Origin of the sequence: Flavitalea plasmicola, from assembly GCF_030546645.1 — a bacterium.
GTDB lineage: Bacteria > Bacteroidota > Bacteroidia > Chitinophagales > Chitinophagaceae > Puia.
In genome coordinates, this window is the sequence record NZ_JAUOTO010000001.1 from 21,345 (window position 1) to 47,127 (window position 25,783).

General features: G+C 51.7%; 19 protein-coding genes. 8 read left to right on the plus strand and 11 right to left on the minus strand.

All coding sequences use genetic code 11. From position 1 onward, the window contains the following. The first annotated feature begins 208 nt into the window (after window positions 1-208). From Q4E93_RS00045 to Q4E93_RS00065, 5 genes are all read left to right on the plus strand, one after another. Complete coding sequence (locus Q4E93_RS00045; RefSeq protein WP_303581905.1) at window positions 209-1,726, plus strand: hypothetical protein; 1,518 nt, start codon at window positions 209-211, stop codon at window positions 1,724-1,726. Window positions 1,727-1,827: 101 nt separating this feature from the next. Continuing rightward, window positions 1,828-2,808 carry a DUF6427 family protein gene (locus Q4E93_RS00050; protein ID WP_303581907.1) on the plus strand — a complete coding sequence of 327 codons (981 nt, stop codon included), beginning with the start codon at window positions 1,828-1,830 and terminating at the stop codon, window positions 2,806-2,808. 134 nt (window positions 2,809-2,942) lie between these two features. Next, window positions 2,943-3,653, plus strand: coding sequence for a phosphoribosylformylglycinamidine synthase subunit PurQ (gene purQ / locus Q4E93_RS00055; protein ID WP_303581910.1), 711 nt, complete (start codon window positions 2,943-2,945; stop codon window positions 3,651-3,653). 35 nt (window positions 3,654-3,688) lie between these two features. After that, the gene (locus tag Q4E93_RS00060) at window positions 3,689-4,144 is read left to right on the plus strand and encodes a protein-disulfide reductase DsbD domain-containing protein (RefSeq protein WP_303581912.1); all 456 of its coding nucleotides are present in this window, start codon (window positions 3,689-3,691) and stop codon (window positions 4,142-4,144) included. Window positions 4,145-4,233: 89 nt separating this feature from the next. Continuing rightward, entirely contained in the window at window positions 4,234-6,216 is a 1,983-nt protein-coding gene (locus Q4E93_RS00065; protein WP_303581914.1) for a protein-disulfide reductase DsbD family protein, read from the plus strand. Between the two features lie 420 nt (window positions 6,217-6,636). On the opposite strand, the gene Q4E93_RS00070 is transcribed toward Q4E93_RS00065, so the two are convergent. After that, window positions 6,637-7,218 (minus strand): RNA polymerase sigma factor, encoded by a 582-nt coding sequence (locus Q4E93_RS00070; protein ID WP_303581917.1) that lies wholly within the window; start codon window positions 7,216-7,218, stop codon window positions 6,637-6,639. A gap of 594 nt (window positions 7,219-7,812) precedes the next feature. Here Q4E93_RS00070 and uvrA point away from each other — a divergent pair. Continuing rightward, a complete protein-coding gene (gene uvrA / locus Q4E93_RS00075; RefSeq protein WP_303581918.1) occupies window positions 7,813-10,815 on the plus strand; it encodes an excinuclease ABC subunit UvrA in 3,003 nt (1,000 codons plus the stop codon). Window positions 10,816-10,836: 21 nt separating this feature from the next. Here the strand turns inward: uvrA and Q4E93_RS00080 are convergent, their stop codons facing one another. The 7 genes from Q4E93_RS00080 to glyA all read right to left on the minus strand — a co-directional run bounded on the left by Q4E93_RS00080 (window position 10,837) and on the right by glyA (window position 20,551). Further along, on the minus strand, window positions 10,837-11,208 hold the full coding sequence (locus Q4E93_RS00080; RefSeq protein WP_303581920.1) for a glyoxalase superfamily protein: 372 nt from the start codon (window positions 11,206-11,208) through the stop codon (window positions 10,837-10,839). Between the two features lie 60 nt (window positions 11,209-11,268). Beyond that, entirely contained in the window at window positions 11,269-11,802 is a 534-nt protein-coding gene (locus tag Q4E93_RS00085) for a Crp/Fnr family transcriptional regulator (protein WP_303581923.1), read from the minus strand. A 150-nt stretch (window positions 11,803-11,952) separates the two neighbouring features. Beyond that, window positions 11,953-16,590: an efflux RND transporter permease subunit gene (locus tag Q4E93_RS00090; protein ID WP_303581925.1), complete on the minus strand. Its 4,638-nt coding sequence runs from the start codon at window positions 16,588-16,590 to the stop codon at window positions 11,953-11,955. Window positions 16,591-16,690: 100 nt separating this feature from the next. Next, a complete protein-coding gene (locus Q4E93_RS00095; protein ID WP_303581927.1) occupies window positions 16,691-17,851 on the minus strand; it encodes an efflux RND transporter periplasmic adaptor subunit in 1,161 nt (386 codons plus the stop codon). 258 nt (window positions 17,852-18,109) lie between these two features. Further along, window positions 18,110-18,709, minus strand: coding sequence for a TetR/AcrR family transcriptional regulator (locus Q4E93_RS00100; protein WP_303581929.1), 600 nt, complete (start codon window positions 18,707-18,709; stop codon window positions 18,110-18,112). Between the two features lie 121 nt (window positions 18,710-18,830). Further along, window positions 18,831-19,250: a DUF4293 domain-containing protein gene (locus Q4E93_RS00105; protein WP_303581931.1), complete on the minus strand. Its 420-nt coding sequence runs from the start codon at window positions 19,248-19,250 to the stop codon at window positions 18,831-18,833. A 20-nt stretch (window positions 19,251-19,270) separates the two neighbouring features. After that, window positions 19,271-20,551 (minus strand): serine hydroxymethyltransferase, encoded by a 1,281-nt coding sequence (gene glyA, locus Q4E93_RS00110; protein WP_303581932.1) that lies wholly within the window; start codon window positions 20,549-20,551, stop codon window positions 19,271-19,273. Window positions 20,552-20,683: 132 nt separating this feature from the next. Between glyA and Q4E93_RS00115 the strand changes: the two genes are divergently transcribed. Together Q4E93_RS00115 and Q4E93_RS00120 are read left to right on the plus strand one after the other, a co-directional pair. Then, complete coding sequence (locus Q4E93_RS00115) at window positions 20,684-21,682, plus strand: sugar phosphate nucleotidyltransferase (protein WP_303581934.1); 999 nt, start codon at window positions 20,684-20,686, stop codon at window positions 21,680-21,682. Window positions 21,683-21,799: 117 nt separating this feature from the next. Beyond that, a complete protein-coding gene (locus Q4E93_RS00120) occupies window positions 21,800-22,210 on the plus strand; it encodes a carboxypeptidase-like regulatory domain-containing protein (protein ID WP_303581936.1) in 411 nt (136 codons plus the stop codon). 248 nt (window positions 22,211-22,458) lie between these two features. Here Q4E93_RS00120 and Q4E93_RS00125 read toward each other — a convergent pair whose 3' ends face one another. From Q4E93_RS00125 to Q4E93_RS00135, 3 genes are all read right to left on the minus strand, one after another. Further along, window positions 22,459-23,136 (minus strand): hypothetical protein, encoded by a 678-nt coding sequence (locus Q4E93_RS00125; protein ID WP_303581938.1) that lies wholly within the window; start codon window positions 23,134-23,136, stop codon window positions 22,459-22,461. Window positions 23,137-23,235: 99 nt separating this feature from the next. Then, window positions 23,236-24,273 (minus strand): patatin-like phospholipase family protein, encoded by a 1,038-nt coding sequence (locus Q4E93_RS00130; RefSeq protein ID WP_303581940.1) that lies wholly within the window; start codon window positions 24,271-24,273, stop codon window positions 23,236-23,238. A gap of 153 nt (window positions 24,274-24,426) precedes the next feature. Next, window positions 24,427-25,776 (minus strand): ABC transporter permease, encoded by a 1,350-nt coding sequence (locus tag Q4E93_RS00135; protein ID WP_303581942.1) that lies wholly within the window; start codon window positions 25,774-25,776, stop codon window positions 24,427-24,429. Window positions 25,777-25,783 lie beyond the last annotated feature (7 nt).

A 25,783-nucleotide genomic window follows, 5' to 3' on the forward strand; every position in this document is an offset into this window, starting at 1 on the left:
ACAAACCGTGCGTAGCATTTTTATCAGGCTCAGATTTTTATAAAATCTTAATATTTTTAATCCGGAATTAACCTTCCCGAAAGGCTTCGCTCAAGGTTTTAGTATGGTATAACATCTACCAAGCAAACTTTTGGCTATCTTACAAATGGTTTTAACATACCTTTTAAGAATAAGATCCGTATTATTTATCATGCGGAAACCATCAATTATGAACAGAATCCTGGCATCCTTAGTATTGCTTTCGACCCTGCTTGCCCCCCGCCTGACCTCGGCTCAACAGATCATCTATTCCGATCCCGAACGGGAGGACAACCGGCGCACGAACTTCGAGATCATTGGCAAGATCAATGGTAACTACCTGGTTTTCAAGAATAACAATTCAAATAATGCCATTTGCATCTACAACGGCGATATGAAGCTTGTCCAGAGGGTGCCCCTGGCCTTTATGCCGGATAAATATATCAATGTAGACTTTGTAGCCTACCCGGACTACTTTTACATGATCTACGAACACCAGCACAAGAGCATCGTACACTGCATGGCCGTCAAGATGGATGGAATGGCCAAGCCGATGGGGGAGCCCATGGAGCTGGATACTACCCAGATCGGCTTTGCGGCCAATAACAAGATCTACACGACCATTGCCAGCGAGAACAAGCAAAAGATCATGGTGTTCAAGATCAATAGCAAGAACAACAAGAATTTTCTTTTCACCACGCTGCTGTACGACGCCCAGCTGAATGTGCTGGACAAACACAGGATGTATCTGCCCATGGAAGAGCGTAACGAGCTGTTCACCGACTTCCTGCTGGACAATGAAGGCGAGCTGGTCTTCGGAAAATTCCTGCGCAGCGGCAGCAACGACTATATCTCCCGGGTAACGCTCGTCACCAAGGATGTCCAGGCGGACAGCTTTTCAGTGAAGGACATCGGTTCGGCCGACAGGATCCTGGATGAGATCAAGATGAAAGTGGACAATACCAATCGCAGATTTATCCTTACGGGCTTTTACTATAAGCAGAAGAGGGGCAATATCGAGGGGCTTTACACGGTGGTTTGGGACAAGGGGACCAATACCCGCCTGAAAGAGACGGTGGCCATCTTCAATGATGAGCTGCGGGCCCTGGCAAAAAGCTCGGATGCCAACCTGAAAATGGCCTTCAACGACTTTTTCATCAAGAACATCATCGTCAAAAGGGACGGCGGCTTTCTCCTGATCAGCGAATCGCTGTACACCACTTCCCGGGGCAATATGTTCAATCGCTGGGACTATATGTATAATCCGGCCTTTGGCCCCGGCTTTTACTCGCCTTATTATTACAGTCCTTACTATAATCCCTGGAACAGGAATTACGGCAACTATGCCACCCGTTTCCATGCGGAGAACATCATGATCATCGCTTTTGACAAGGATGGCAGCATTCAATGGAGCAATATCATTCCCAAGAGCCAGTTCGACGACGAGTCGGAGAACCTCATCTCCTATGAGATGATGAACACGGGCGGCGAGCTGCATTTCCTCTTCAACCAGTACGAGCGCCGGAATATGCTCTTAAATGACCAAAGTATTTCCCCGGAGGGCAAGATTACGCGTTATCCTACGTTAAAGAACCTGGATAAGGGATATGACTTCATGCCCCGGTATGGCAAACAAGTCAGCAGCTGGGAAACGATCATCCCCTGTCTTTACAGAAATTACCTGTGTTTCGCGAAAGTGAACTTTTAGCCCCTGGAAGGGGCTAGTCCGAAGGACAGACATAAGCGCTTTGTGAGAATTGGTCAATTTTTATTAGAAGACCAATTCGCACACTCTAAAAACGATAGCCGGTGATCGGAATATTCAGACAAAAGAACCCGGGCAATGCCCTGATATTATTGGTGTATGCCCTGGTGCTCAAATTCTCCCTCTTTATCCATCCGGTGGCGCCGGCCTTGCATCCCGAGGACAATTACCTGTACAGGGTTATTCTCCGGGGGTTGGATAAGGTATTCGGCCATACTCCCCTGGTATATTCGATCCTTTCTTTTCTCATCCTCTTCTCGCAGGCTACGTTGTTCAATCGCATATGCAACCACAATAAGCTATTGCCCAAGCCTAATTACCTCCCGGGCATGTCTTATATCATTATTACCTCCCTTTTGCCGGATTGGGGTCATTTTTCGGCTCCCCTGCTGATCAACTCGATCATGATCTGGATCTATTACAGGATGATCGATCTGTATAACAGTCAACGGCCCCTCTCCTCCATTTTTGGGATCGGCATCTGGACAGGCGTGGTATCGCTGTTATACATACCGGCCATGGCCTTTCTCCTGCTGGTGCTGTTCGGGCTGATCACGATGCGTCCTTTTCGTATCAGGGAATGGCTGGTGGGGCTGCTGGGGTTCACCTGTCCTTACTATTTCCTTTTCCTGGTGCTGTACCTCACCAGCCACTGGGAGTGGGATAAGGTGGTGCCCCATATCGTGCTTACCTTACCGGCCATGCCTACTTCCATCTGGACGACCCTGGGCATGTTCTGGCTGGTGCTCCCTTTCATCGCCGGCGGTTATTTCGCCCAGAATAACCTGAGCAAGATGCTGATCCAGATCCGGAAAAGCTGGAGCCTGCTGCTGCTGTACCTGGTGGTGGCTGTCGTCATTATCCTCATCAACCGGGCCGATTCTTACGAGAACTGGATCGTGATGGCTGTACCGTTTGCCGGCTTCCATGCAGCGGCCTATTACTACCCCCAACGCACGACGGGACCGCTGATACTGCATTGGTTGATAGTGGCTTATGTCATCGCTTTCAACTATTTTTTATAGCTACAAGCTTCAAGCTGCAAGCCACAAGTCGTTTGTTTAGACGTACAAGGCTTAAAAAGGGCCAGGCTTGCAGCTTGAGACTTGTAGCTTGAGGCTGTTTTCGTATCTTTGAGGGATCAAAAAATCATCCACTAATGAAGTTTGGCGTAGTCGTTTTCCCGGGTTCCAATTGCGATCGTGACATGCAGGATGCCCTGCAATATGACCTTGGGCAGGAAGTCATTATGCTGTGGCATAAGGACACCGATCTCAGCATGTTCAGCTCCGGGGACTGTATCGTGCTGCCCGGCGGATTCTCCTATGGCGATTACCTGCGCTGCGGGGCGATTGCCAGGTTCAGTCCCATCATGCAGAGCGTGATCCGCTTTGCGGGCGAAGGGGGAAAGGTGCTGGGTGTCTGCAACGGGTTCCAGATCCTCTGCGAGTCCCACCTGCTGCCGGGCGCCCTGCTGCGGAATGCCAACCAGCAATTCATCAGCAAGAATGTTTATCTCCGGGGCGAAGGCGACCAGGGTAAGCCGCTGATGGTCCCCATTGCTCATGGAGAGGGAAGGTACTATGCCGACGAAAAAACCCTGGACGAGCTGGAAGCGAATGGCCAGGTGATCTACCGGTATGCCGATGCCCACGGCGTGGTGAATGAAGCCGGAAACCCCAATGGCTCCCTGCGCAATATTGCTGGTATCCGTAATAAAGAAGGCAATGTGTTCGGAATGATGCCCCATCCTGAAAGAGCCTGCTCCGAGGCTTTGGGGAATACAGACGGCAAGTTGATCCTGCATGCGTTGTTCATTGATAAAAAGCAACCTTCCGTCCGCAAGCAGGCGAGGCTGGTCAATATTTAGCCTTTTTGTAACATTTTCAAACGGAACTTTGGGATATGATTAAAAATATAGCTTTATTCGGCCTGGCCCTTTTGATGGGTACGCTGGCAATGGCCCAATCCAGCAAGCAGGTGAACTGGGTATATTCTGCTAAGAAAATCGCCGATAAGACATATGAGGTCCATATGACTGCGACAGTGGGAGGGAATTATCACATTTACGCACAAAATGCGGGCGACGGACCGATATCCACGACTTTTAAGTTTGCGAAGAACCCGTTGGTTGTTCCGAATGGCAAAGTAAAAGAGGTGGGCAAGGTGGTGAAGAAATTTGAAAGCGCCTGGGGTCATGATGTACTGTATTATGAAAAGACGGTGGATTTCGTCGTGACGGTCAAGGTGAAAAGCAATGTGAAGACCAGCCTGGCAGGCACAGTGGAGTTCATGGTGTGTAATGACCATGAATGTTTGCCCCCGGCGGACGTGGATATAAAAGTTAATATTGGAGGATAGTCGGCTACACGACGAAAAAGATAATTAAAAAACGAGTTCTTTGAACTCGTTTCGTTTTTAAGGCTCTTTTTACCCCTATTTTGAAGATCATGCGATACAGATTTTTACTTTTTGTTCTTTTCAGTGTGGTGCTGCAGGTAGCCCGGGCGCAGGATACGAGCGCCATCGTGAAATGGGAGTTTTCGGCCGTGAAGGATGGAGGCGTCAGTACCCTTGTCCTGCATGGCAAGATAAAAGACGGCTGGCACCTGTATTCCACGACCATGAAGGATGACCTGCCTAATTCGAGGGTAACACTGGATAGCGCTGCCAGGGCGGCCATCGATAAAATTGAAGAGAAAGGGCAGCTGGATGTCAGAAAGGAGCCACTGTTTGAGAATGCGGAGACGCGGAGCTTTGAGAAGGATGTGCAGCTGCTGGTGCATCTCAAGCCGGGTGCATCGGACCTGAAAGGTATGGTGACCTACATGGCCATTTATAAAGATTCTGTGGTAGGGCCTGTAGAAGTGCCTTTCCGGTATGTCGCCACAGCTTCCGGGGAGCTGGTGGCCAAATCCACTGATCTCCAGGAATCAACGGCCGGCGCCAACGATCTGAAGAAAGGCTCTATCAAGCTGGATAATCCCGTGAATAAGTGTGGAGGGACGGAGGCCGATGATAGCAAGTCAAAAAGTCTGCTGGGAATATTTGTAATTGGTTTTTTAGGCGGACTGGTTGGTCTTATTATGCCTTGTACATTCCCGATGATACCTCTGACCGTATCGTTCTTCACTAAAAGATCGGCCAGCCGGAAGAAAGGTGTTGCCAATGCCTTCTTATATGGATTTTTTATATTTATTATTTATGTCCTGATCAGCGTGCCTTTTTATTTCCTGAAGGCGAACAATGCTAATATCTTAAACGATATTTCGACTAATATCTGGCTCAATATCATTTTTGCTGTTATATTCCTGGCCTTCGCTCTTTCTTTCTTTGGGCTTTTTGAGATCACCTTGCCCAGCAGTATCTCGAATTCAGTCGATTCGAAATCGAATATGAGCAGTCTGGGAGGTATTTTCTTTATGGCCCTGACACTGGCTATTGTTTCCTTCTCCTGTACGGGACCTATTCTCGGTACTTTACTGGTGGGGGCTTTGGGACAGCAGGGGGGGGCCGTGCAGCTGACTTTTGCCATGGCAGGTTTTGGCCTGGCGCTTGGGTTGCCTTTTGCTCTTTTTGCGCTTTTCCCCAACTGGCTGCAGTCATTGCCCCGCTCCGGAGGCTGGATGAATACAGTGAAGATCGTTTTTGGATTTGTCGAGCTGGCGCTGGCCCTGAAATATTTGTCCAACGCCGACCTGGTGTCTCACTGGGGACTCGTTAGAAGAGAGACTTTTTTCGGTATCTGGATCGTCATCGACTTTGCCCTGGTGCTGTATCTGCTGGGAGTTATCAAATTCAAGCATGATCCGCCGCCGGCGCAGCTGAGCAAGAGCAGGATAGGCATCGCGATCCTGTTCCTGGCGTTTGGCCTCTATCTGGTGCCGGGCCTTACCAATACCCGTTATGCCAATCTTTCGCTGGTGAGCGGCTTTCCTCCGCCATTGTCTTATAGTTTGTATAAACATAATCCATCCGATGGTAAGGGCGTGGAAGCATTAGTGATCAACGATTACGACAAAGCCCTTGAAATGGCCAAAGCGCAGCATAAACCTATATTGATCGATTTCACCGGCTGGGCCTGCGTGAATTGCCGGCGCATGGAAGAGAATGTATGGCCACAGACAGGCGTAAAAGACCTGATAAAGAATGATTATATTCTGGTATCCCTGTATGTTGACGATAAGAAGCAGCTGCCGGAAGATCAGCAATTTTTATTCACTACCAGTGACGGCAGCAAGAAAAAGATCGTCACCATCGGTGACAAATTTGCCACGTTGCAGTCCGAGAATTTCAGAAAGTCATCCCAGCCATTATATGTTGTCATCAGCCCTGATGAAAAATTATTAAATGTTCCTGTCGGGTACACGCCCAGCGTAAAAGAATATGCGGAATGGCTTCAGTGCGGACTGGATGCTTTTCATAAGAACTAGAAGATCTGTTTCAAAATAAAAGAGGCCCGTCATTCGACGGGCCTCTTCGTAATTAGGCGTCATTCTGTCCCAGCCTTCCGACAGGTACTAAGGGCAAGTGCTCATCTTCGTCAGATGGAGAGCCAGAATGACAATATCTTTTGCTGTGCTCTGCTACAAAAAAAGAGTCCCTGCTCTAACGAGCAGGAACTCAAATTATTTTTTTTAATTGATCTTTGCACACATTAAAGTTAGCGGTTCTTTCCGTTCCCCGTTGTCTTAAGTAGTTAAAGATTATTAAAAAATCGTCATCTCAAAATTATCCCGCACCGGAGGGAGATACTAACTTTTCCCGATGTTCCTCCTGATGCTGAATTCGTACATTTCCGAAATGACTACCATCTTTTTCATTCCAAATATACTTTTTAGTAAAATTGGATTTTATAATGCGATTTTTTTCTCAGTCATCATCTTGCGCAGGTTGATAAGACCATAACGCATGCGCCCAAGGGCGGTGTTGATGCTGCAGTTAGTGAGGGCGGCGATCTCCTTAAAGCTAAGGTCCGCATAGTGACGGAGGATAATAACCTCCCGTTGATCCTCGGGCAACAGATCCAGCATCTGCCTTACCCGGTCATGACTTTGGCGTTTCATCATCTTGGTGTCAGCACCTTCTTCCGTGAAGTGCAGCACCTCAAAGATATCACGGTCATCGCTGGTCTTGATGGCGGGCGTACGCTTTACCTTGCGGAAGTGATCCACGCAGAGGTTGTGCGCAATGCGCATTGCCCAGGGAAGGAACTTGCCTTCTTCTGTGTAGCGGCCACCACGAATTGTGTCGATGATCTTGATAAGAACGTCCTGGAAAATATCCTCGGCAAGATATTTGTCTTTAACCAGGAAAAGAATGGAAGTGTACAGCTTATCCTTATGCCTGACGATTAACGCCTCTAATGCATACAGGTCGCCATCACGAAATTGATGGATAAGCTCATGGTCGGTTTTTTTGCGTAGCAATGTCATAAACTTCTACGGGTTTTTGAAGGTGATAGGATATATATTTGGATTTTAAAGATGGTTCGGTTTTTCTATGTAGAAGTCTTCAATCTATAGGCGAGCGTTTTTTTAAAATTTAACTTAAACTATTTTTAAAGTAATTCACATTTTTTGTCCCGATGTGCACAAATTCTTATTGTGTGAATCGGGTTTAAAGATATACATTTTTTGGAAAAAACAACATTCCGGGAAATATTTTGTTAATTAATTCATTGTAACGCCCACAAAACAATAAGGTAAGTACCTATTTTGTCCTATAGGCCAGCGCGATTTCGGAAAATCGTTATTTTTTCCATCTTTTTTTTGGTTTTCGGTCGGATCGAAGCCTTCCCGGCGGAGGGACCGGCTGCAAACCCTTGCCTGCAGCGGGTGGCTCACCGTTGACAAATTTGGGGCCAGAGAAAATTTTTGGAGAAAGGATGGAATAAGTCGGACGGCGGAGAGTTGGACACTGGCTTTAAGGGATGGTGGTGATACGTCGCAAGGAGATCTTTGGCTCAAATTTTTAGTAACATTGATGTTTGTGCACAAAATTGTAGTAGGTTTGTTATTATAGTATATATGGGTATCACGGGTAAAGTACAACAACAGAAAAAAGAGAAATTGAGACATCAGCCTCCTCAGCCGTCGCAATCTGACGCAATATTTATAAAAGGGGCGAGGGTCCACAATCTTAAAAATATAGACGTTTCCATTCCCAGGGGTAAGCTGGTGGTAGTCACGGGTGTGTCCGGCTCGGGTAAATCTTCCCTCACCATCGACACTTTATTCGCGGAAGGGCAGCGTCGCTACGCGGAAAGCCTTAGCGCGTATGCCCGGCAGTTCATGGCCCGCATGAATAAGCCGGATGTGGACTATATTAAAGGACTATGCCCGGCCATCGCCATCGAACAAAAGGTGATCACCCGCACTCCCCGGTCCACGGTGGGCAGCATGACGGAAATATATGACTATCTCCGACTGCTCTTTGCCCGCGCAGGCAAGACCTATTCCCCTGTTTCCGGCGCCCTGGTGAAAAAAGATGACACGGCCGACGTGGTGGAAGCCATTGCTGCCTTGCCCCATAACGACAGGGTGCTGATCCTTACACCATTCCGGCAGAATAAGAATCGTAATTCCCGGGAAGAGCTGAATATCCTGCTGCAAAAAGGATTTTCCAGGATCTATCTTTCCTCCCTGCCTGTTCCCACCCTTTCGGATTCCACGGTGATCGCGGGCAGCGATCTGCCGCCTGGTGAGACCCTGCGGATCGAAGACCTGCTGGAACTGGATGAGAAGGCATTGAAGAACAGGCTTACTACCTTAAATACGGAGACCGTGCCCGCGGTGCCGGCCGCGCCGGTTGCCAAAGGCAAGGGGACGAAAGCCAAGCCTAAAAGCAAAGTGCCCGCCTCTGGAGGACCTGCTGCGCCGGGCATCTATGTGCTCATCGACCGGCTGGTGGTCAAAGATTTCGACGAGGACGACCGCCACCGGATTGCCGACTCCGTCGGAACGGCCTTTTACGAAGGAGAAGGCGAAATGCAGCTGGAGATCAATGGGCAGCGGAGAATGCTTTTTTCCAATCGCTTTGAAATGGATGGCATCCAGTTCGAAGAGCCTGTGCCTAATTTATTTTCCTTCAATAACCCGTTTGGCGCCTGCCCCACCTGTGAAGGATTCAGCCAGGTGCTGGGGATCGATGCCGACCTGGTCATCCCTGATCGACGGCTCAGCGTCTATGAAGGCGCCGTGGCGCCCTGGAAAGGGGAGAAACTTGTCTGGTGGAAGGACCAGTTTGTCAAAGCCGCCAAAAAATTCGATTTCCCCATTCATAAGCCTGTCATCGACCTGACCAAGGCGCAGTATAAGACATTGTGGGAAGGGAATGAGCATGTGCAAGGCATCAACGATTTCTTCGACGAAGTAGAGAAGAACTTATATAAGGTGCAGTACCGTGTACTGCTCTCCCGCTACCGCGGACGGACACTGTGTCCGGACTGCAACGGTTATCGCCTGCGCAAAGAGGCGCTGTACATAAAGGTCGGGGGCAAACATCTGGGTGAACTATGCGAGATGCCTGTGAAGGACCTGATCCAATGGTTCGATCAGCTGCAACTGGATATCCATGACCAGCAGATAGCCAAAAGAGTGCTGATCGAAATACGTCACAGACTGGATACCTTGCTGGACGTGGGTTTGGGCTATCTCACCCTGGACCGGCTGGCCAATTCCCTCAGCGGCGGCGAAAGCCAGCGCATACAGCTGACCCGCAGCCTGGGCAGCAACCTGACCAATTCCCTTTATATACTGGACGAGCCCTCCATCGGACTTCATTCCAGGGATACCCAGAAGCTCATACGCGTGCTGAAGGAGCTGCGCGACCTGGGTAATACGGTGGTAGTGGTGGAGCACGATGAGATGATGATGCGCGAAGCGGACTATATCATCGACATGGGGCCTCTGGCCAGTCACCTGGGCGGGGAAGTAGTGGCTTCCGGAAATTATGAGGAGCTGATCGCCGATGAAGACAGCCTGACCGGCAAATACCTGAAAGGGGAGCTGACCATCGCGCCTCCGGCAGATCTGCGGAAATGGAAAAGGTCCATCACCGTGGAAGGCGCCCGCCAGCATAATCTCCAGGACATCACCGTGGAATTCCCACTGGACACCCTGTGTGTCGTCAGCGGCGTCAGCGGCAGCGGCAAGACCACCCTGGTAAAGCAGATCCTGTATCCTGCCCTCCAGAAGATTAAGGGCGAGCCAGCCGACAAGGTAGGGCTGCACAAGGCGGTGAAGGGCGATATCGACTACCTGTCCCAGATAGAGCTGGTGGATCAGAACCCCATCGGCAAATCATCCCGGAGCAATCCTGTCACTTATATCAAGGCATATGACGAGATCCGCGACCTGTACGCCAGGCAACCCCTGAGTAAATTGCGGGGTTTCCAACCCAAACATTTTTCCTTCAACGTGGATGGCGGACGCTGCGACACCTGTAAAGGAGAAGGGGAGCAGATCGTAGAAATGCAGTTCCTGGCGGATGTGCACCTCACCTGCGAAGTATGCGGGGGCAAACGATTCAAGGAAGAAGTCCTGGAAGTCACTTATAAGGAAAAGAGTATCTACCAGGTGCTGGAGCTGAGCGTCGACGAGTCGCTGGAGTTTTTTAAAGATGAGAAGGATATCCTGCAGAAAATAAAACCCCTTAGCGATGTGGGGCTGGGCTATGTGAAATTAGGTCAGTCCTCCGATACCCTCTCCGGCGGGGAGGCGCAACGGGTGAAGCTGGCTTCCTTCCTCGGCAAGGGCCGGGCACAGGGGCATATCCTGTTCATTTTCGATGAGCCGACCACCGGCCTTCATTTTCATGACATCAAAAAATTACTGGCTTCTTTTAATGCGCTGATCGACCAGGGGCATTCCATCCTGGTGATCGAGCATAATACGGATGTGATCCGCAGCGCCGATTGGATCATCGACCTGGGACCTGAAGCCGGCGACGGCGGGGGGAGCCTTGTCTATGCAGGCGTGCCTGCGGGGTTGAAGAAAGTGAAGGAAAGCTATACGGGCAGATTCCTGTAAGGTACTCCAGGAAAAGCCTCGTCAATGCAATGGCCTTTTTTCATTAAAGATGATACGGTTGTAAAACGGATCGATCACCGTCATTTCCAGGGTGCCGGGGTCCCATTCCACGCGCTCCAGTCCGGGGCGGTTGTACGTATATTTTTTTTCCATCAGCTGTCGGTGATATGCTTCGAGCCCTTTGAAGCCCTCGATGGTGAAACGCCCTCCGGGCGAACATTCCCCATGATGTTCCGAAAGGTCGAATACGAGGTCCTGTATGGCCACGCGCATATAGAAGGGAGTATTGTCGGGCCGGTGTTCAAATACGACGGTGCATCCCAGCCAGTCAACATAGAATTGGATGGTCTTTGCATAGTCGAAGACGCGGAAGACGGGAATTGCCCATGCCATGGTGGTTGTATTTAGAGGATCAAAGGTCCGGGGTTATCGGTAGAAATAATTTTACAATCGTTAAATACGGCCTTTGGTATTGCGTGCCCTGATCCGGCTGAGGGACACCTGCGTGATGCCCAGGTACGAGGCAATATATTGCAGGGGAACGCGGCGGATGATCTCCGGCTTATTTTTCAGCAGGTCTTCATAGCGTTGCCGGGGACTGTCCTTGAGGAAGGTGAAAAAATGCCGCAGGAACTCCGACTGTCTTTCCACCACTTTATCCAGGATGAGATGGTATAAAGGCGCATCCTGCCGGATCTTTTCCAGGTCGGCGGCGCTCATCCAGTAGATCTGGCAGGCTTCCAGGGTTTCCGCGCTGAAGGGGGTGGGCGCTTTTTTCCGGATGCTTTCCGAAGCGTAGATCACGTCTCCCTCGAAGAAGAACTGGAAGCAAATGTCTTTGTCGCCATGGTTGAACCAGGCGCGTGCGGCGCCCTGTTTGATGAAGTATACCTTTTGGGGGATGTCGCCTTCGCGAAAAATAAGACAGCGGGCGGGGAGGTCGGCCCGTTGCCAGAGGTGCTTGTATTTTGCCCAGAGAGAGACCATGTGTTAATGGCCTTTAAGGTAACAAAAAAAAATCGGTCCGCCGGGCGTTCATTGGGGGAACGATACGCCCGGGGACCGAAAAGGGTAAATGCAAACTGATCCTTTCTTTACTTCAAATCCTTCCCCCTACAATTATATCCTGTCTTTTATTTATTTCCATCCGCCGCCGAGCGACTTATATAGTCCTACGACAGCATCCAACTGGTCTCTTTTCAGGCTGGCCAGCTCCAGCTCACTTTGCAGTACATTGCTTTGCGCAGTGATCACTTCCAGGTAGGTAGCCAGGCCGTTGCGGAAAAGCATGTTGGCATTGCTCGTTGCCTGCTGCAGCGTATTGACGCGGGAAGCGACGATGACCTGCTGCTCTTTCAGCTTCTCTATCCGTCCCAATGCATCGGATACTTCACCGACGGCGGTGAGCACCGACTGGCGGAACTGGATCACCGACTTTTCCCTGTCTATCTTTGCCAGCTCGTATTGGGTACGCAGCTCGCGGCGTTTGAACAGGGGTTGTGTAAGGCCTCCGCCTACAATGCCGAAAAGGCTGGCGGGGATGTTAAACCAGTTGCTGGCTTTGAAGCTGTTGAGGCCTCCCTGGGCCGTGATGGTTAGGGAGGGGTACATGCTGGCCTTGGTGATCCCTACATTCGCATTGGCGATGGTGAGGGCCAGCTCATTGCTCCTTACATCCGGACGGCGGTTGACCATGGCAGTGGGTACGCCCGCAGAGAGCTCATCCCGTACAGGGATCTGCGCCAGTGTCGTATTGCGCGCGATGCGTGCGGGGAGCTGACCGGCGATGATGCTGAGCGCGTTCTCCTGCAGGAGGATCTCCTGTTCCAGCTGGGGGACCAGGGCTGCTGCCACTTTCTCCTGTGCTTCTGCCTGCTGTACGGCAAGGGCTGTCACCTGCCCTGCATCGAATTGCAGGCGGATGATCTGCAGGGTGCTGTCGTTGAGCGACACGTTCCTGTGGGCGATGGCCAGCTGCTCGTCCAGCATCAGCAGGTTGTAATACCCCTGGGATACGCTGGCTACGATGTTGGTCTGTATGGCTTTGCGGGCTTCTTCCGTCTGGAGGTAGCCGGCGAGCGCCCTGGACTTCTGGCTACGGATCTTTCCCCAGATGTCGGCTTCCCAGGAGAGGCCCACATTGGCGGAATAGTCTTCGACATGTTTCGAGCCGATGAATGTGCTCAACGATTTACCGTTGAGACTATTGTCGGAAGGACGGCTGGTACTGGCTGTTACATTCAAGTTCACTTCCGGCAGGTAGCCCAGTTTGGATTGTCTCAATGTCAGTCTCGAAGATTCGATGTTCTTCAGGGCCAGCTGCATGTCGTAGTTCTTTGCGATGGCGCTGTCGATCAGCTGCTGTAAGGTGGCATCCGCAAAGAGGTCCTTCCAGGGCAATGCGGCGATGCCGGCGCTGTCCGCGGTAGCCGTACTGGTCGTACGGGCTGTCTGGCTAAAGTCGGCAGGCACTTCGGGCTGCGGCGTAGCCACGTCCTTCGATACCTTACAGGCACTGAAGGCCAGGGTGAGGATGAGGCCCAGGGCTACCAGCGGCGTGCCCATGCCTAAGGAAGGTATGGCTCCGCCGGAACCGCGTGGCGTCAGGGGAGACGGGGCAATGGGTGCGGCAGGTGCGGCAGGTGCAGTGGGTGCAGTAGGCTTGCGGCGGATCTTCTCCTGCAAATACTGGAAGATGACGAAGAGCACCGGCACGATGAACACGCCCAGGATCACACCTGTAAACATACCTCCGATGGCGCCTGTACCGATGCTACGGTTACCCAGGGCCGAAGCGCCTTTCGCAACCAGCAAGGGTCCCAACCCGGCAATGAAGGCAAAGGAGGTCATCAGGATAGGACGAAGGCGCAGCTTTGCGGCTTCCAGCGCGGAATCTATCAGCGACAATCCGTGACGGCGGCGCTGTACGGCGTATTCCACGATCAGGATACCATTCTTGGCCAGCAGGCCCACCAGCATGATGAGGCTCACCTGTACATATATATTATTATCTACGCCGAGGATCTTCAGGAAGGCAAATACCCCAAACACACCCACCGGGATCGAGAGAACGACGGCCAGTGGCAGGATATAGCTTTCGTATTGGGCGGCGAGCAGGAAGTAGACGAATATCAGGCTGAGGATGAAGATGAAGATCAGCTGACCGCCTGCCGACCGTTCCTCCCGGGTCATCCCCGTCCATTCTATACCATATCCCCTCGGCAGTGCCGTCTTTGCTGTCTCTTCGATGGCGCGGATGGCGTCGCCTGTGCTATAGCCGGGCTTGGGGATGCCGTTGATGGTAACGGCGTTGTATAAGTTGTTACGGGTGACGGTCTCGGGACCGTATACCCTTCTCAGGGTGATGAGCTGGTTAACGGGGACCAGTTGGCCTCCCTTGCTCTTGACATAGATACCGTCGAGCGAATTCTTGTTGGCGCGGTAGGGCACGTCAGCCTGGGCCATGACGCGATAGTATTTGCCAAAGCGGTTGAAGTCGCTGACAAAGCTACTACCGTAATACACCTGCATGGTCTTCATCAGATCGGTGACCGAGACGTCGAACTGTTTGGCCTTGTTATAGTCCACGTCCATCATGAACTGAGGGTTGCCGGAGGCAAAGGTCGTAAAGGCATAGGCGATCTCCGGACGCTGGAACAGCGCGCCGATGAATTCATTGGCGGTAGCGCCCAGCTTGTCCAACGAGCCATTGCGCTGATCCTGCAGCATGAACTCGAAACCGGCCACGTTACCAAAACCTTGTATGGTAGGGAAGGTGAAGAAGAAAGCATGCGCATCCTTCACCTGGGTGGCGATCTTGCCAGACAGGTAGTTGGAGATCTGCGTCGCATCCTTCATCGGGCCACGTTCGTCATAGGGTTTCATCCGGATGAAGCCGGCGCCATAAGGAGAGGCATTGGCATTGGAGATGAAGTTCAAGCCTTCCACGTTGTACCGCCTGTCGGAGAAGACTTCCTGTTTTACCAGGCTGTCGATCTCTTCCATGGCCTTGCGTGTTTTATCGAGAGAAGAACCAGGAGGGGTGTTGACTGCATAGAGTACGAATCCCTGGTCTTCCGTGGGAATAAATCCGGTGGGCGTTTGTTTCGCCATAAAGAAGGTGGCTCCGGCGATGATGATCAGTGCACCGATGGCGATCCATTTCCGACGGAAGAGGAAACGGAGGCTATTCAGGTACCGGTTGGTCATGCCCTGGAAACCTGCGTTGAATGCGTTGTAAAAACGGCCCAGGAAACCCTTTTTCTTTCCGTGTTCGCCTTCTGGGCTCTTCAGGAAGAGGGCGCAAAGCGCGGGGCTCAGCGTAAGGGCGTTGACGGCAGAGATAAGGATGGCGATGGCCAGGGTAAAGGCGAACTGGCGGTAGAACACGCCGGCCGGGCCTTGCATGAAGCCCACCGGAACGAACACCGCGGCCATCACCAGCGTAATGGATACGATGGCGCCGGAGATCTCGCTCATCGCGTTGACCGTGGCCTCGCGGGGGCCTTGCCCCGTCAGCTCCATCTTGGAGTGTACGGCTTCCACGACCACGATGGCGTCATCCACCACGATACCGATGGCCAGCACCAGCGCGAACAGCGTCAGCAGGTTGATGGTATAGCCGAAGAGCTGCAGGAAGAAGAAGGTACCGATGATCGCCACTGGTACGGCGATGGCCGGGATCAGGGTGCTCCGGAAGTCCTGTAAGAAGAGGAATACCACGATAAACACCAGGATAAAGGCTTCGATCAGGGTATGTTTCACCTGGTCGATGCTGCTGTCCAGGAAATCCTTGGAGTTGTACATGATGGTGGACTCAAGGCCCCTGGGCAGATCCTTGTCGAATTCTTTCAGCATCTTCTGTGCCTGGGTAAGGATCTCGTTGGCGTTGGAGCCGGCCGTCTGGAAGATGGCCAGACCGGAAGTAGGGTTGCCGTTGAGCTTGCTGTTGGAAGAGTAAGTATAGGAACCGAATTCTACGCGGGCGACGTCTTTCAACCGCACTACCGACCCATCCGCATTGGATTTGATGATGATGTTCTCATAGTCCTTATTCTGGTTGAGCTTACCCTTGTATTTGAGTACATATTCAAATACTTCCTGGCTGCTCTGCCCGAAGCGGCCGGGGGCTGCTTCCAGGCTCTGGTCCTTGATGGCATCCGTCACTTCCAGGGGGGAGAGGTTATTGGCTACCAGGCGGTCTGGCTTCAGCCATATACGCATGGAATAGTCCTTGGTGCCGAAAGGCTGTGCGTCACCTACGCCGGGGATACGCTGCAATTTTGGGATGAGGTTGATCCTCATGTAATTCTGCAAAAAAGTCTCATCATAAGTGCTGTCTTTGGAATAGAGGCCAATGAACATGATGATACTGTTCTGTTGTTTCTGGGTGGAGATCCCCGCCTGGATAACTTCCTGCGGGATCTGGCTGGTGGCCTTGGCCACACGGTTCTGCACGTTGACCGATGCGATGTCCGGGTTCGTACCCTGCTTGAAGTACACCGTGAGGCTCATACTGCCGTCATTGCTGGAGTTGGAGGTCATGTAGGTCATGTTCTCCACGCCGTTGATGGCTTCTTCCAGGGGAGTGGCTACCGAGCGCGCTACCACTTCCGCGTTAGCGCCCGGATAGGAGGCCGCCACCACCACGCTTGGAGGCGCGATGTCCGGGAAGAGGGTAATAGGCAGACTGAAAAGGGATAATCCGCCCAGTAAAAGTAAGATGATGGAAATAACCGTTGATAACACCGGCCTTTCGATAAATTTCTTAAGCATACAAATTCTCTTTGTTATAGTTAAAGGATGGCCCTACAGACCTCGACAAGTCCGTTTCAAGGGTGTAAAACTTCAATTCTGTGTACGGGTCCGGAAGTCTCTACGGTTCCAGCGGCATAGCGCGGCGCACGCTGTCTGCCGGCAACACCTGCGGCTGGATCACGGCGCCGTCTCTCAGGCGGTCCATACCGGCGAAGACGATCTTCTGTCCGGGCTGTACGCCTTTATTGACGAGATAGTACGAAGTGGTCTGCCCGGTGATGGTGATGGGTTGACTGACTACTTTATTGGAATCTCCCAGGACGAATACATAGACCTTATCCTGCAATTCATAGGTGGCTTGCTGGGGTACGGCCAGGGTATTACCTGTGGCTTTGGGGATTAGGATCTTGCCGGTGCTGCCGGTGCGCAGGAGCCCTTCTGCGTTGGGGAACACGGCGCGGAACTGGATGGTCCCGATGTTCTTGTCGAACTGGCCTTCCATCAACTCGATCCTGCCCTTAGCGGGATAGAGGGACTTATCGGCCAGCTGCAGCCCGACTGCCGGCATTCCTTTTATTTTTTCTGCGATGGTCTTACCCGTGGATTCGCCGGTGAACTGTAAGAAATCCTTTTCGCTCATGGAGAAGTAAGCATATACTTCTTTCACGTCGGAGAGGACGGTCAGTGCCTGCGTCTCACCTTTTCCTACGAGGCTGCCTGTTTTGAAAGGGATCCTGCCGATGAAACCGCTGACGGGCGCCTTCACCAAAGTGTAGCCGAGGTTGATGCCTGCGTTGTTGCCGGCGGCCTCTGCCTGTTTGACGGCGGCTTTGGCGGCTTCGTATTCGGCCTGTGCGGCTTTCAGCTGCACATCCGAGATCACTTTATTGTCTACCAGCGGCTGGAGCCTGCCTACTTCGATGGCTGCCTTTTCCATATTGGCTTTGGCTGCCAGGACATTGGCCTGTGCGTTGTTGACCTGCTCGCCATAGGGCCGGTCATTGATCTTAAACAGAGGCTGACCTGCGGATACGTAGGCGCCTTCTTCTACATAGATCTTGTCCAGGTAGCCGCTGACCTGGGGGCGGATCTCCACGTTGGTCTTCCCTTCCAGCGAAGCGGAAAACTCCGTAAAGGTAGTGGTTGAACTGTTATCCAGCTGCAGAACCGGCAGCGCAGGCGGCGGTGGAGGAGCCTGGTTGCCTTGTGCGGAAGAGCAGCCTGCAATGATGACAGCTGCGGCGACGACAAATGCGGGGAAGAAAATTAAACTTCTCATAACGTTATTAAATTGTTTAATGATGTTAACTTAGAATCATAAAAAAATTGACCGTCTCTAAATAATTTACCACTGTTAAATGGACAGGGTAAAAAAAAGCTCGAATTTTTTTCAAAATGAGCAAGCATTGCTGGTTCCGGCAGCAGGCCGATGGCCGGATCCTCCGGTTGGGTTTGATCTCTCACCGGCGTCAACAGACAAGAGATTGTTTTGTTTGCCGCCCGGGGTATTTTTTCACCGCCTGCGGCTGTGCTATTCTTAGTTTTTCAAGGTTCGGGTGATGCCTGTGATGGCATCTTTCAGGATCTGGCGATTTATCTCGTCCGATGCGCCTTTCCGGACGATGTTGATGGATACCAGGCCGTGAACGATAGACCAGTAGGTGTAGTATTTCGTACATACACGGTCGTCTTCCGCATCGCTGATACCCATCAGCTGCATGATCGGCTTTGTAGCGATGCCATAGGGGGTGGATTCCAGCGGGAGGAGGTCTTCCATTACGCAACAGTTGACCTGTACACCAAACATGAGCTGGTAATATTCTTTCTCTTCGAAGGCAAAGTTCCAGTAAGCGAGCCAGATGGCGTCCAGCTGTTCCTCCGGGGTTTCGTAGCTGTCCCGCGCTTCTTTCATCCGTTCGCCCAGCAGGAGGTAACCTTTTTTAGTCAGCTCCAGGAGAATGCCTTCTTTGTTGGCGTAGTACTCGTAGATCATGGGGGCCGTGTACTCGATCTTCTCAGCGATCTTGCGCATGCTCAGTGCCTGCCAGCCCTCTTCCTTCACGATCTCGTGGGCCGCGTTGATGATATTCACCTTTGTATTTTCTTTCAGCCTGTGTATGCGTTCCTTGCTCCCCATTTAGTGTGATGTTTTACTATCGTAAATAATTTAACACCGTTAGACAAAATTAAAACTAAATTACAATTCACCAAAAGAATTTTTTAGGATCTTGAGAGCACGATCTTTATAAGATTGATTATCAGCGTAATCTGTCGGCGCTTTTCACCAGCTTGTCGTCCTTCATGATACCCCGGACGGCGAGGATAAGGAAGATGGGGATGACGAATGACAGGACGGCTGTCAGGTCGTATTTCCCTTCTGTGAAGCTTTGGGTTTCTTTATTATAGAGAAAGATATTCAGGAGAGCGAGGACGGCGAGCCCGATGTTGATCCAGATCTGTCTCCTCCTGTTCTTATAGTTGAAGATGTTGATGAGGGCGCCGGCCGTGATGATGACGGTGATGAGGAGGATCAGCACACTGGTGGTAGCGGTGACGCTTGCGAATCTGTGGCCTGTGACGTCGACGGCCTTATTGCCGCTGTAAAAGGAAAATTTGAATGTCAGGGCAGCGCAGATGGCAGCCAGCAATATCCAGACCGATTGTATTCTTTGCAGCATAACAGCTTATTTAGCGTGATCTATCCTAACTCAGGGTACAGCGGGAATTGTTTCATAAAGCTGTTGACCTCGCCTTTCAGGCTTGCCAGGACGGCTTCATTGTCCGCATTCATCAGGGCCTTATCGATCATTTCCACTACGGTGGCCATATGGGATTCCTTCATACCGCGGCTGGTGATCGCGGGTACGCCTACACGGATGCCCGAAGTGACAAAGGCGCTCTTATCATCGAAAGGCACCATGTTCTTATTAACGGTGATCTCCGCCTTGCCCAGGGTGATCTCGCCTTTCTTGCCGCTGATGTTCTTGTTGCGCAGGTCGATCAGCAGGAGGTGGTTGTCGGTGCCGCCGCTGACGATGTCATATCCTTTTTCCACGAAGACTTTCGACATGGCCTGGGCGTTAGCGATGATCTGTTTGGCATAAGTGGTAAATCCGTCGGAGAGGATCTCGCCGAAGGCGACGGCCTTGGCAGCGATGACGTGTTCCAGCGGTCCGCCCTGTGTGCCGGGGAAGACTGCCATGTCGAGGAGGTTGCTCATGGGGCGGATATTGCCTTTTACATCCTTTAATCCGAATGGATTGTCGAAATCTTTTTTCATGAGGATGATGCCGCCGCGGGGACCTCTCAGTGTCTTATGAGTGGTGGAAGTAACGAAGTGGCAATGGTCGAAAGGACTGCTGAGCAGGCCTTTCGCGATGAGGCCGGCAGGGTGGGCCATGTCGCACATGACGAAAGCGCCCACTTCGTCGGCGATCTTCCGGATGCGCGCGTAATCCCAGTCACGGCTGTAAGCGGAAGCGCCGCAGATGATGACCTTGGGCTTTTCGGCGCGGGCTACTTTCTCCATTTGATCGTAATCAACGCGGCCATCTTCTTTCTTTACGCCATAGAATACGGGACGATATAATTTGCCGGAAAAATTCACGGGAGAGCCATGCGTGAGGTGACCGCCCATGCTGAGGTCCAGGCCCAGGATGGTGTCGCCGGGCTGCAGGATGGCCAGCAATAACGCGGCATTCGCCTGTGCGCCACTGTGTGGCTGTACATTGGCATATTCGCAATTAAAGATCTTTTTCAGTCTGTCGATCGCCTCCTGTTCCACCATGTCTACGATCTCGCAACCGCCATAGTACCTTCTGCCGGGATACCCCTCTGCATATTTATTGGTAAGCACTGTACCCATAGCCTGCATTACCTGCAGGGAGGTGAAGTTTTCCGAAGCGATCAATTCTATGCCATGACGTTGACGTTCCAGCTCTTTCTGAATGAGGTCGAAAATGAAGGTGTCTTTTTGCATGGCGCAAATTTATGCCAACTAACTGAAAATTCACTATTTTCACACGCGTTTACGAAGGAAATTCCGGCGGGCCGGTGTCGGTACGGCAATTGCTGAGGTTACCAAACGAACAGACAGAAGAAAACACAATTGATGAAAGCGATCATTCCAGTAGCCGGGGCGGGCACTAAATTACGACCGCATACTTATACACAACCTAAGGCGCTGATCCCTCTCGCAGGCAAGACCATCCTGTCCATTATCGTCGATCAGCTCCTGGAAGCGGGCATCAACGAATTCATCTTCATCGTAGGTTACCTGGGAGAGAAGATCCAGGACTATGTGAAGCAGAAATATCCCGATCTCAACGCGCATTTTGTACATCAGAACGAGCGCCATGGGATCGGACATGCTGTATTGCTCACCAGGAACATCGTTGGCGAAGACGAGGTTTTTATCGTACTGGGTGACACCATTTGTGAGTATGATGTAAAGGAGGTGCTGAATAAACCGGGCTCTTTGCTGGGTGTGAAGCGGGTGGACGACCCCCGCAATTTTGGGGTGGCCGAGCTGGAGGATGACGGCAGTATCGAGCGGGTGGTGGAGAAGCCGCAGATCCCCAAGTCCAATATGGCGCTGGTGGGCATTTATCGCATTCGGGAGTCGGCCAGCCTGTTCAACTGCCTGGAGAGCAATATACGCAACCAGCTTACGAGCTATGGGGAATACAATCTCACGGATGCCATCGAATGTATGATCCGCGGCGGTGTGCAGTTCCAGTCGTTTCGGGTGCAGAACTGGTTCGATTGCGGCAAAAAGGAGACGCTGCTGGAATCCAATGCCAAGCTGCTGAAGAAGTTCGGAGGGACCATTGCGCCCGACCACCAGTTTGAAAATACCATTATTATCCAGCCGGTCAGCATTGCTCCCGGCTGCGACATCCGCAACTCCATCGTAGGGCCCAATGTGGCCATCGGGGAGAAGACCCGCGTGAACTATTCCATTATTAAAGACTCCATCATCGGCAGCTTTGCCGACCTGTATGATATCGTGCTCACCCATTCCCTGATCGGCAGTGATACGGAGGTCAAAGGCGAGTCACGCAGCCTGAATATCGGGGATAATACGGAGATAGATCTGGGAGAGAGCTAACCCGGCACATAGCAAAAATAATCCTAATGTACCCGGAAATAGGTATAATCGACCGCGATTTGCTGAAATCCTGAAAATCATTTAAATTTAGGGAGGTCTGCCAAAAACTGATTCACTATGGGAAAACATAAAAAATGGCTGCTGTTGCTACTGCTCTTCCCGGTAGCTTTCTGCGTTAAGGCCAACACCGGTAATGGAAAGGTCGAAGGTGTGCTGCACGGCTATGTGACGGATGCCGTCACGAAGAAGCCATTGCCCGGGGTGATCGTCTCTGCGCTGGTGCCAGGCACCAATAGCTCCCGGGAAGTGACCACAGACGCGGATGGTTATTATCGTTTCGCCCAGTTGCCGGCGGCCCAGGTGACCGTACAGTTCGATAAAAAAGGGTATCAATCCTGCAAGCGCCCGAATATCACCGTAAAAGAAAAGACTTCCGTAAAATTAAGCGTTGAGTTCCTGCCCGAAGTGATGGGCTCCGACACAGATAATTCTGAATATCCGCTGCTACGCCTTATGCAGGCATCTTAGTAAGCCGCAAGCTGTTAGCTACAAGCTGCAAGCCAGACTTAAATATCCCCCTTGTAGCTTGAGGCTTGAAGCTTGCAGCTAAAAATGAAACAGGACTGTGAACAGTCCCGTTTTTTTCTACTACACATGAGGCTTAAGATCTATGTTGATGTTTAGCCTTCGTTTTATGAGCTACAAGCTACTAGCCACAAGCTGCAAGCTCGCATAATTAAGCCTCTTGTAGCTTGAGGCTTGTAGCTCGAAGCTTGCTACTGCCACTGCTTCCCCCCATCCCTGCAGGCCTCCATTGCTTTCTCCACTTCCCTCCGCACTCTGGGGATCTCGCTTTGTACCGCCTCCACTACCCTCCTCACCTCCTCTCTTATGCGGTAATCTTCTATTTTTCCGGAGACGTCTTCGTTGATCTCGTCCCTCAGGTAATCCATTTCTGATTTCAGCTCACGAAGCTCGTTCCATATATCCTCGTCGATGTTCATGTCCTTCAGCTCCTGTAGTGCGTTCTCGTCTATTTCCACGCTGTTGAGCTCCTCCAGCGCATCCGGCTCTTTCAGGAACTCCAGGCTTTTCCAGGCATCCACGTTCTTCAGCACATCGGCCTCTATCCTGGCATTCAGCCCTTTCAGGTCATCGAGGTTGAACCGGACGTCCATGTCGTCCAGGACTTCGGCGCCGGCCATCCATTCGTCCGGCTCTTCCGCATCGATCCGGAGGTCCAGCTCCCTGGCAACCCTGCCTTCTTCTGCCTTGCGGGCAGGCTTCGCCGCCTTTTTATCCTGCTTCGGATGCCTGGCCGGAATGGTGTCCAGGGCGGGGCGGGGCGTGGATGTATGACTGTTGTCACCGGACCAGGCCAGCGTGGAAAAAGCGACGCCGACAATGGCTATTACAAGTATGACGCGATAGGTGCGGGGAAGGTTAACAGACATGGTAATTTAATTTTTGGTGAGCCGTATCATGATTACGACAGTCTTCGTAATAAAAGTACGTAACCATTCGTAAAATGTTGCACCGGCGTCACGGTTTTTTTAACCATTCATCCTTATATCCCTGTGAGGGGCTGTCAGGGCGAGGTGCGCTTCCATGGCCTGTTCTCCTTTTGCCAGCATTTCCTGCATGACGGCCGGGTCGAAGCTGAGACCATCCGGCCCCCCTCCCAGGGGGAGGTCGGGGCGTATGATATGCAGTCTCACCGGGGGTTTGTTATAAAAGGGGTTATCTGTCATGCCTGTATCGAACCAGTCCTCAATCGTGGTAGCGGATACACCCTGGCGGCCCATTTTCTTTTTCACTGCCTCGATGTAGCGTAGTCCTTCATTGTACAGGTGGGGTAAAATGAGGCGATTGTCGGCCGCATCGGCGATAAAGATGTCCAGGGTCTCCTGCAGGATGGAGAAGAGGTCCTGGTATTCCTTATTTTCCTGGTTGGGTGCTTCAGGTGATTGCAGGAGCACATAGACGTCGGTGGCACCGCTGGCGATGGCCATTTCGATACCGGCATATTCGCGGTCGCCGGCATCGATATACTGTCTGATGGGCTCTTCCTGCGGCTGGATCCGGATGGGTGGCAGCAGTACAGGCTGACAGGTGGAAGCCAGCAGGGTCCGAAGGAACTGATCATAGTTCTCGAAGCACCGGTGTGCATAACGGGCAGCCACGGCGGGGTTATGCCGGGGGGAGAACACCGTCAGCGCATGCGTCTGCAGGCACATGGTGTTGAAATAAAGTTCCTTGTCCGTATGGCATAGCCTGTTGTACAGCCCGTGGGTATAATAATGGTCCAGCAGGCCCCACAGGGGACTGGCATCGAGGATGGATGTTTCCAGGATCCTTTCGGACAGGGAATATTTCCTGATGATGTCCTTATTATGCTTGGTTGTAAAGATCTCAACCAGCGGCTGCATGTCCTTCAGCGCGACAAAGGGAATGATCAGGGAGCCGGAACCTCCTCCTGAGAAGATATCGAAATCGAGATCGGGTCTGCATTCAAAGATCTTTTTTATAGCGCCCACTGCAAACGCTCCCCTGGAAATGCCTCCATTAATGACCAGTGCTTGTTTACTCATGTGAATCGTTTTAAAAACAATGCCTTCGGGATATTCCCGCTTACGATGTACATTGATTGCTGATAACTAAGGGCAGGTCAATTTAATGACTATGTTCCGGGGGAAAAATACCATTTTAGTGGTACTGGTCTGAAATAGGCATGGGGGTTGGATTTAAGCCTTGAACGCCCATTTCCACATCGTCTTCCAGGTGGGCTTTTTGCCATACATTAAGATCCCTGTGCGATAGATCTTGCCGGCCATCCAAACCGTGAAGATAAATCCGGCTACCAGCAAGGTCATGGAGAGGGCCAGCTGCCACCAGGGTACTGTGCCTGGTACGCCGAATGGTATACGCGCCATCATGACGATGGGCGAGCTGAAAGGGATAATGCTTGCCCAGACGGCGAGCTTGCCGCCGGGGTCCTGCACGGCAATGGTCATAATGAAAAAAGAGAATATGACGGGCATGGTGATGGGCAGCATCAGGGACTGTGCTTCCTGCACATCCTCATTGACGGCGCTGCCTACGGCGGCAAAGAGGGCGGAGTAAAAAAGGTAGCCGCCGATGAAATAGAAAAGAAAGCAGACGAGGATCAGCCCCCAGTTAGGCGCGCTGAGAAAGCCTGTGATCTGGGAGACTTTTTGTGCGGTCTGGCTCACGGGTGCGGCAGAAATATTGCCCATGGCATTGGCTTGTTGCAGCTGCTGGACCTCCCTCATGACGTCATGGGGTATCAGCAGCTGGGCTACGAGGGTGAGGCCGAAGAGGAAGATCACCCAGAGCAGGAATTGGGTGAGGCCGACGGCGCCGATGCCCATGATCTTTCCCATCATCAGTTGAAATGGCTTTACGGAGCTTACGATGACCTCGGCGATGCGATTGGTCTTTTCTTCCATGACGCCACGCATGACGGCTGCGCCATAAATAAAGGTCAGCATATAAATAAGTATGCCGCTGACATATCCGACAGCGGTAGAGGCGCCCTGGCTGGAGGCCTTTGCCACGGTGCCGCGATCTTCGAAGCTATGCATCTCGGCGATGTCGGCGTTTTTCCGGATGGAATCCAGTCTGCTCCGGCTGATGCTAGTCTTTTCATAGATCTGGTGATCCACGATGGCATTGCCGATCCTTTGTTCCAGATCGCTGGCGGCGGCCAGTCCCAATTGCTTTTTGTATTTCAGGCGATAGATGGTCTTCTGTCCTTCCGGCAGGAGGGGGATGATGAGTACTGCCGTGCATCCTTTGTCTGCATAATTCAGGGTATCGATGCCCGGGGAAAAGTCGAAGGCCAGGGCGCTATCTGTTTTGAGATAGTTCTTAAAATAGCCGTTTGCGTCTATTACGGCGATGCGGTACCGGCTCTTTCCCTGTGACGCGACGATGACGGATCCTGCAATAAAGAGGATGATCATGAGGGGCAGGAGGAAAGTGGAGAGGAGAAAGGTTTTATTGCGTACGCGGGTGAAGTATTCTCTTCTCGTGATCAGCCAGATCTTGTTATTATGGGTGTTCTTGCTCATAGCATTC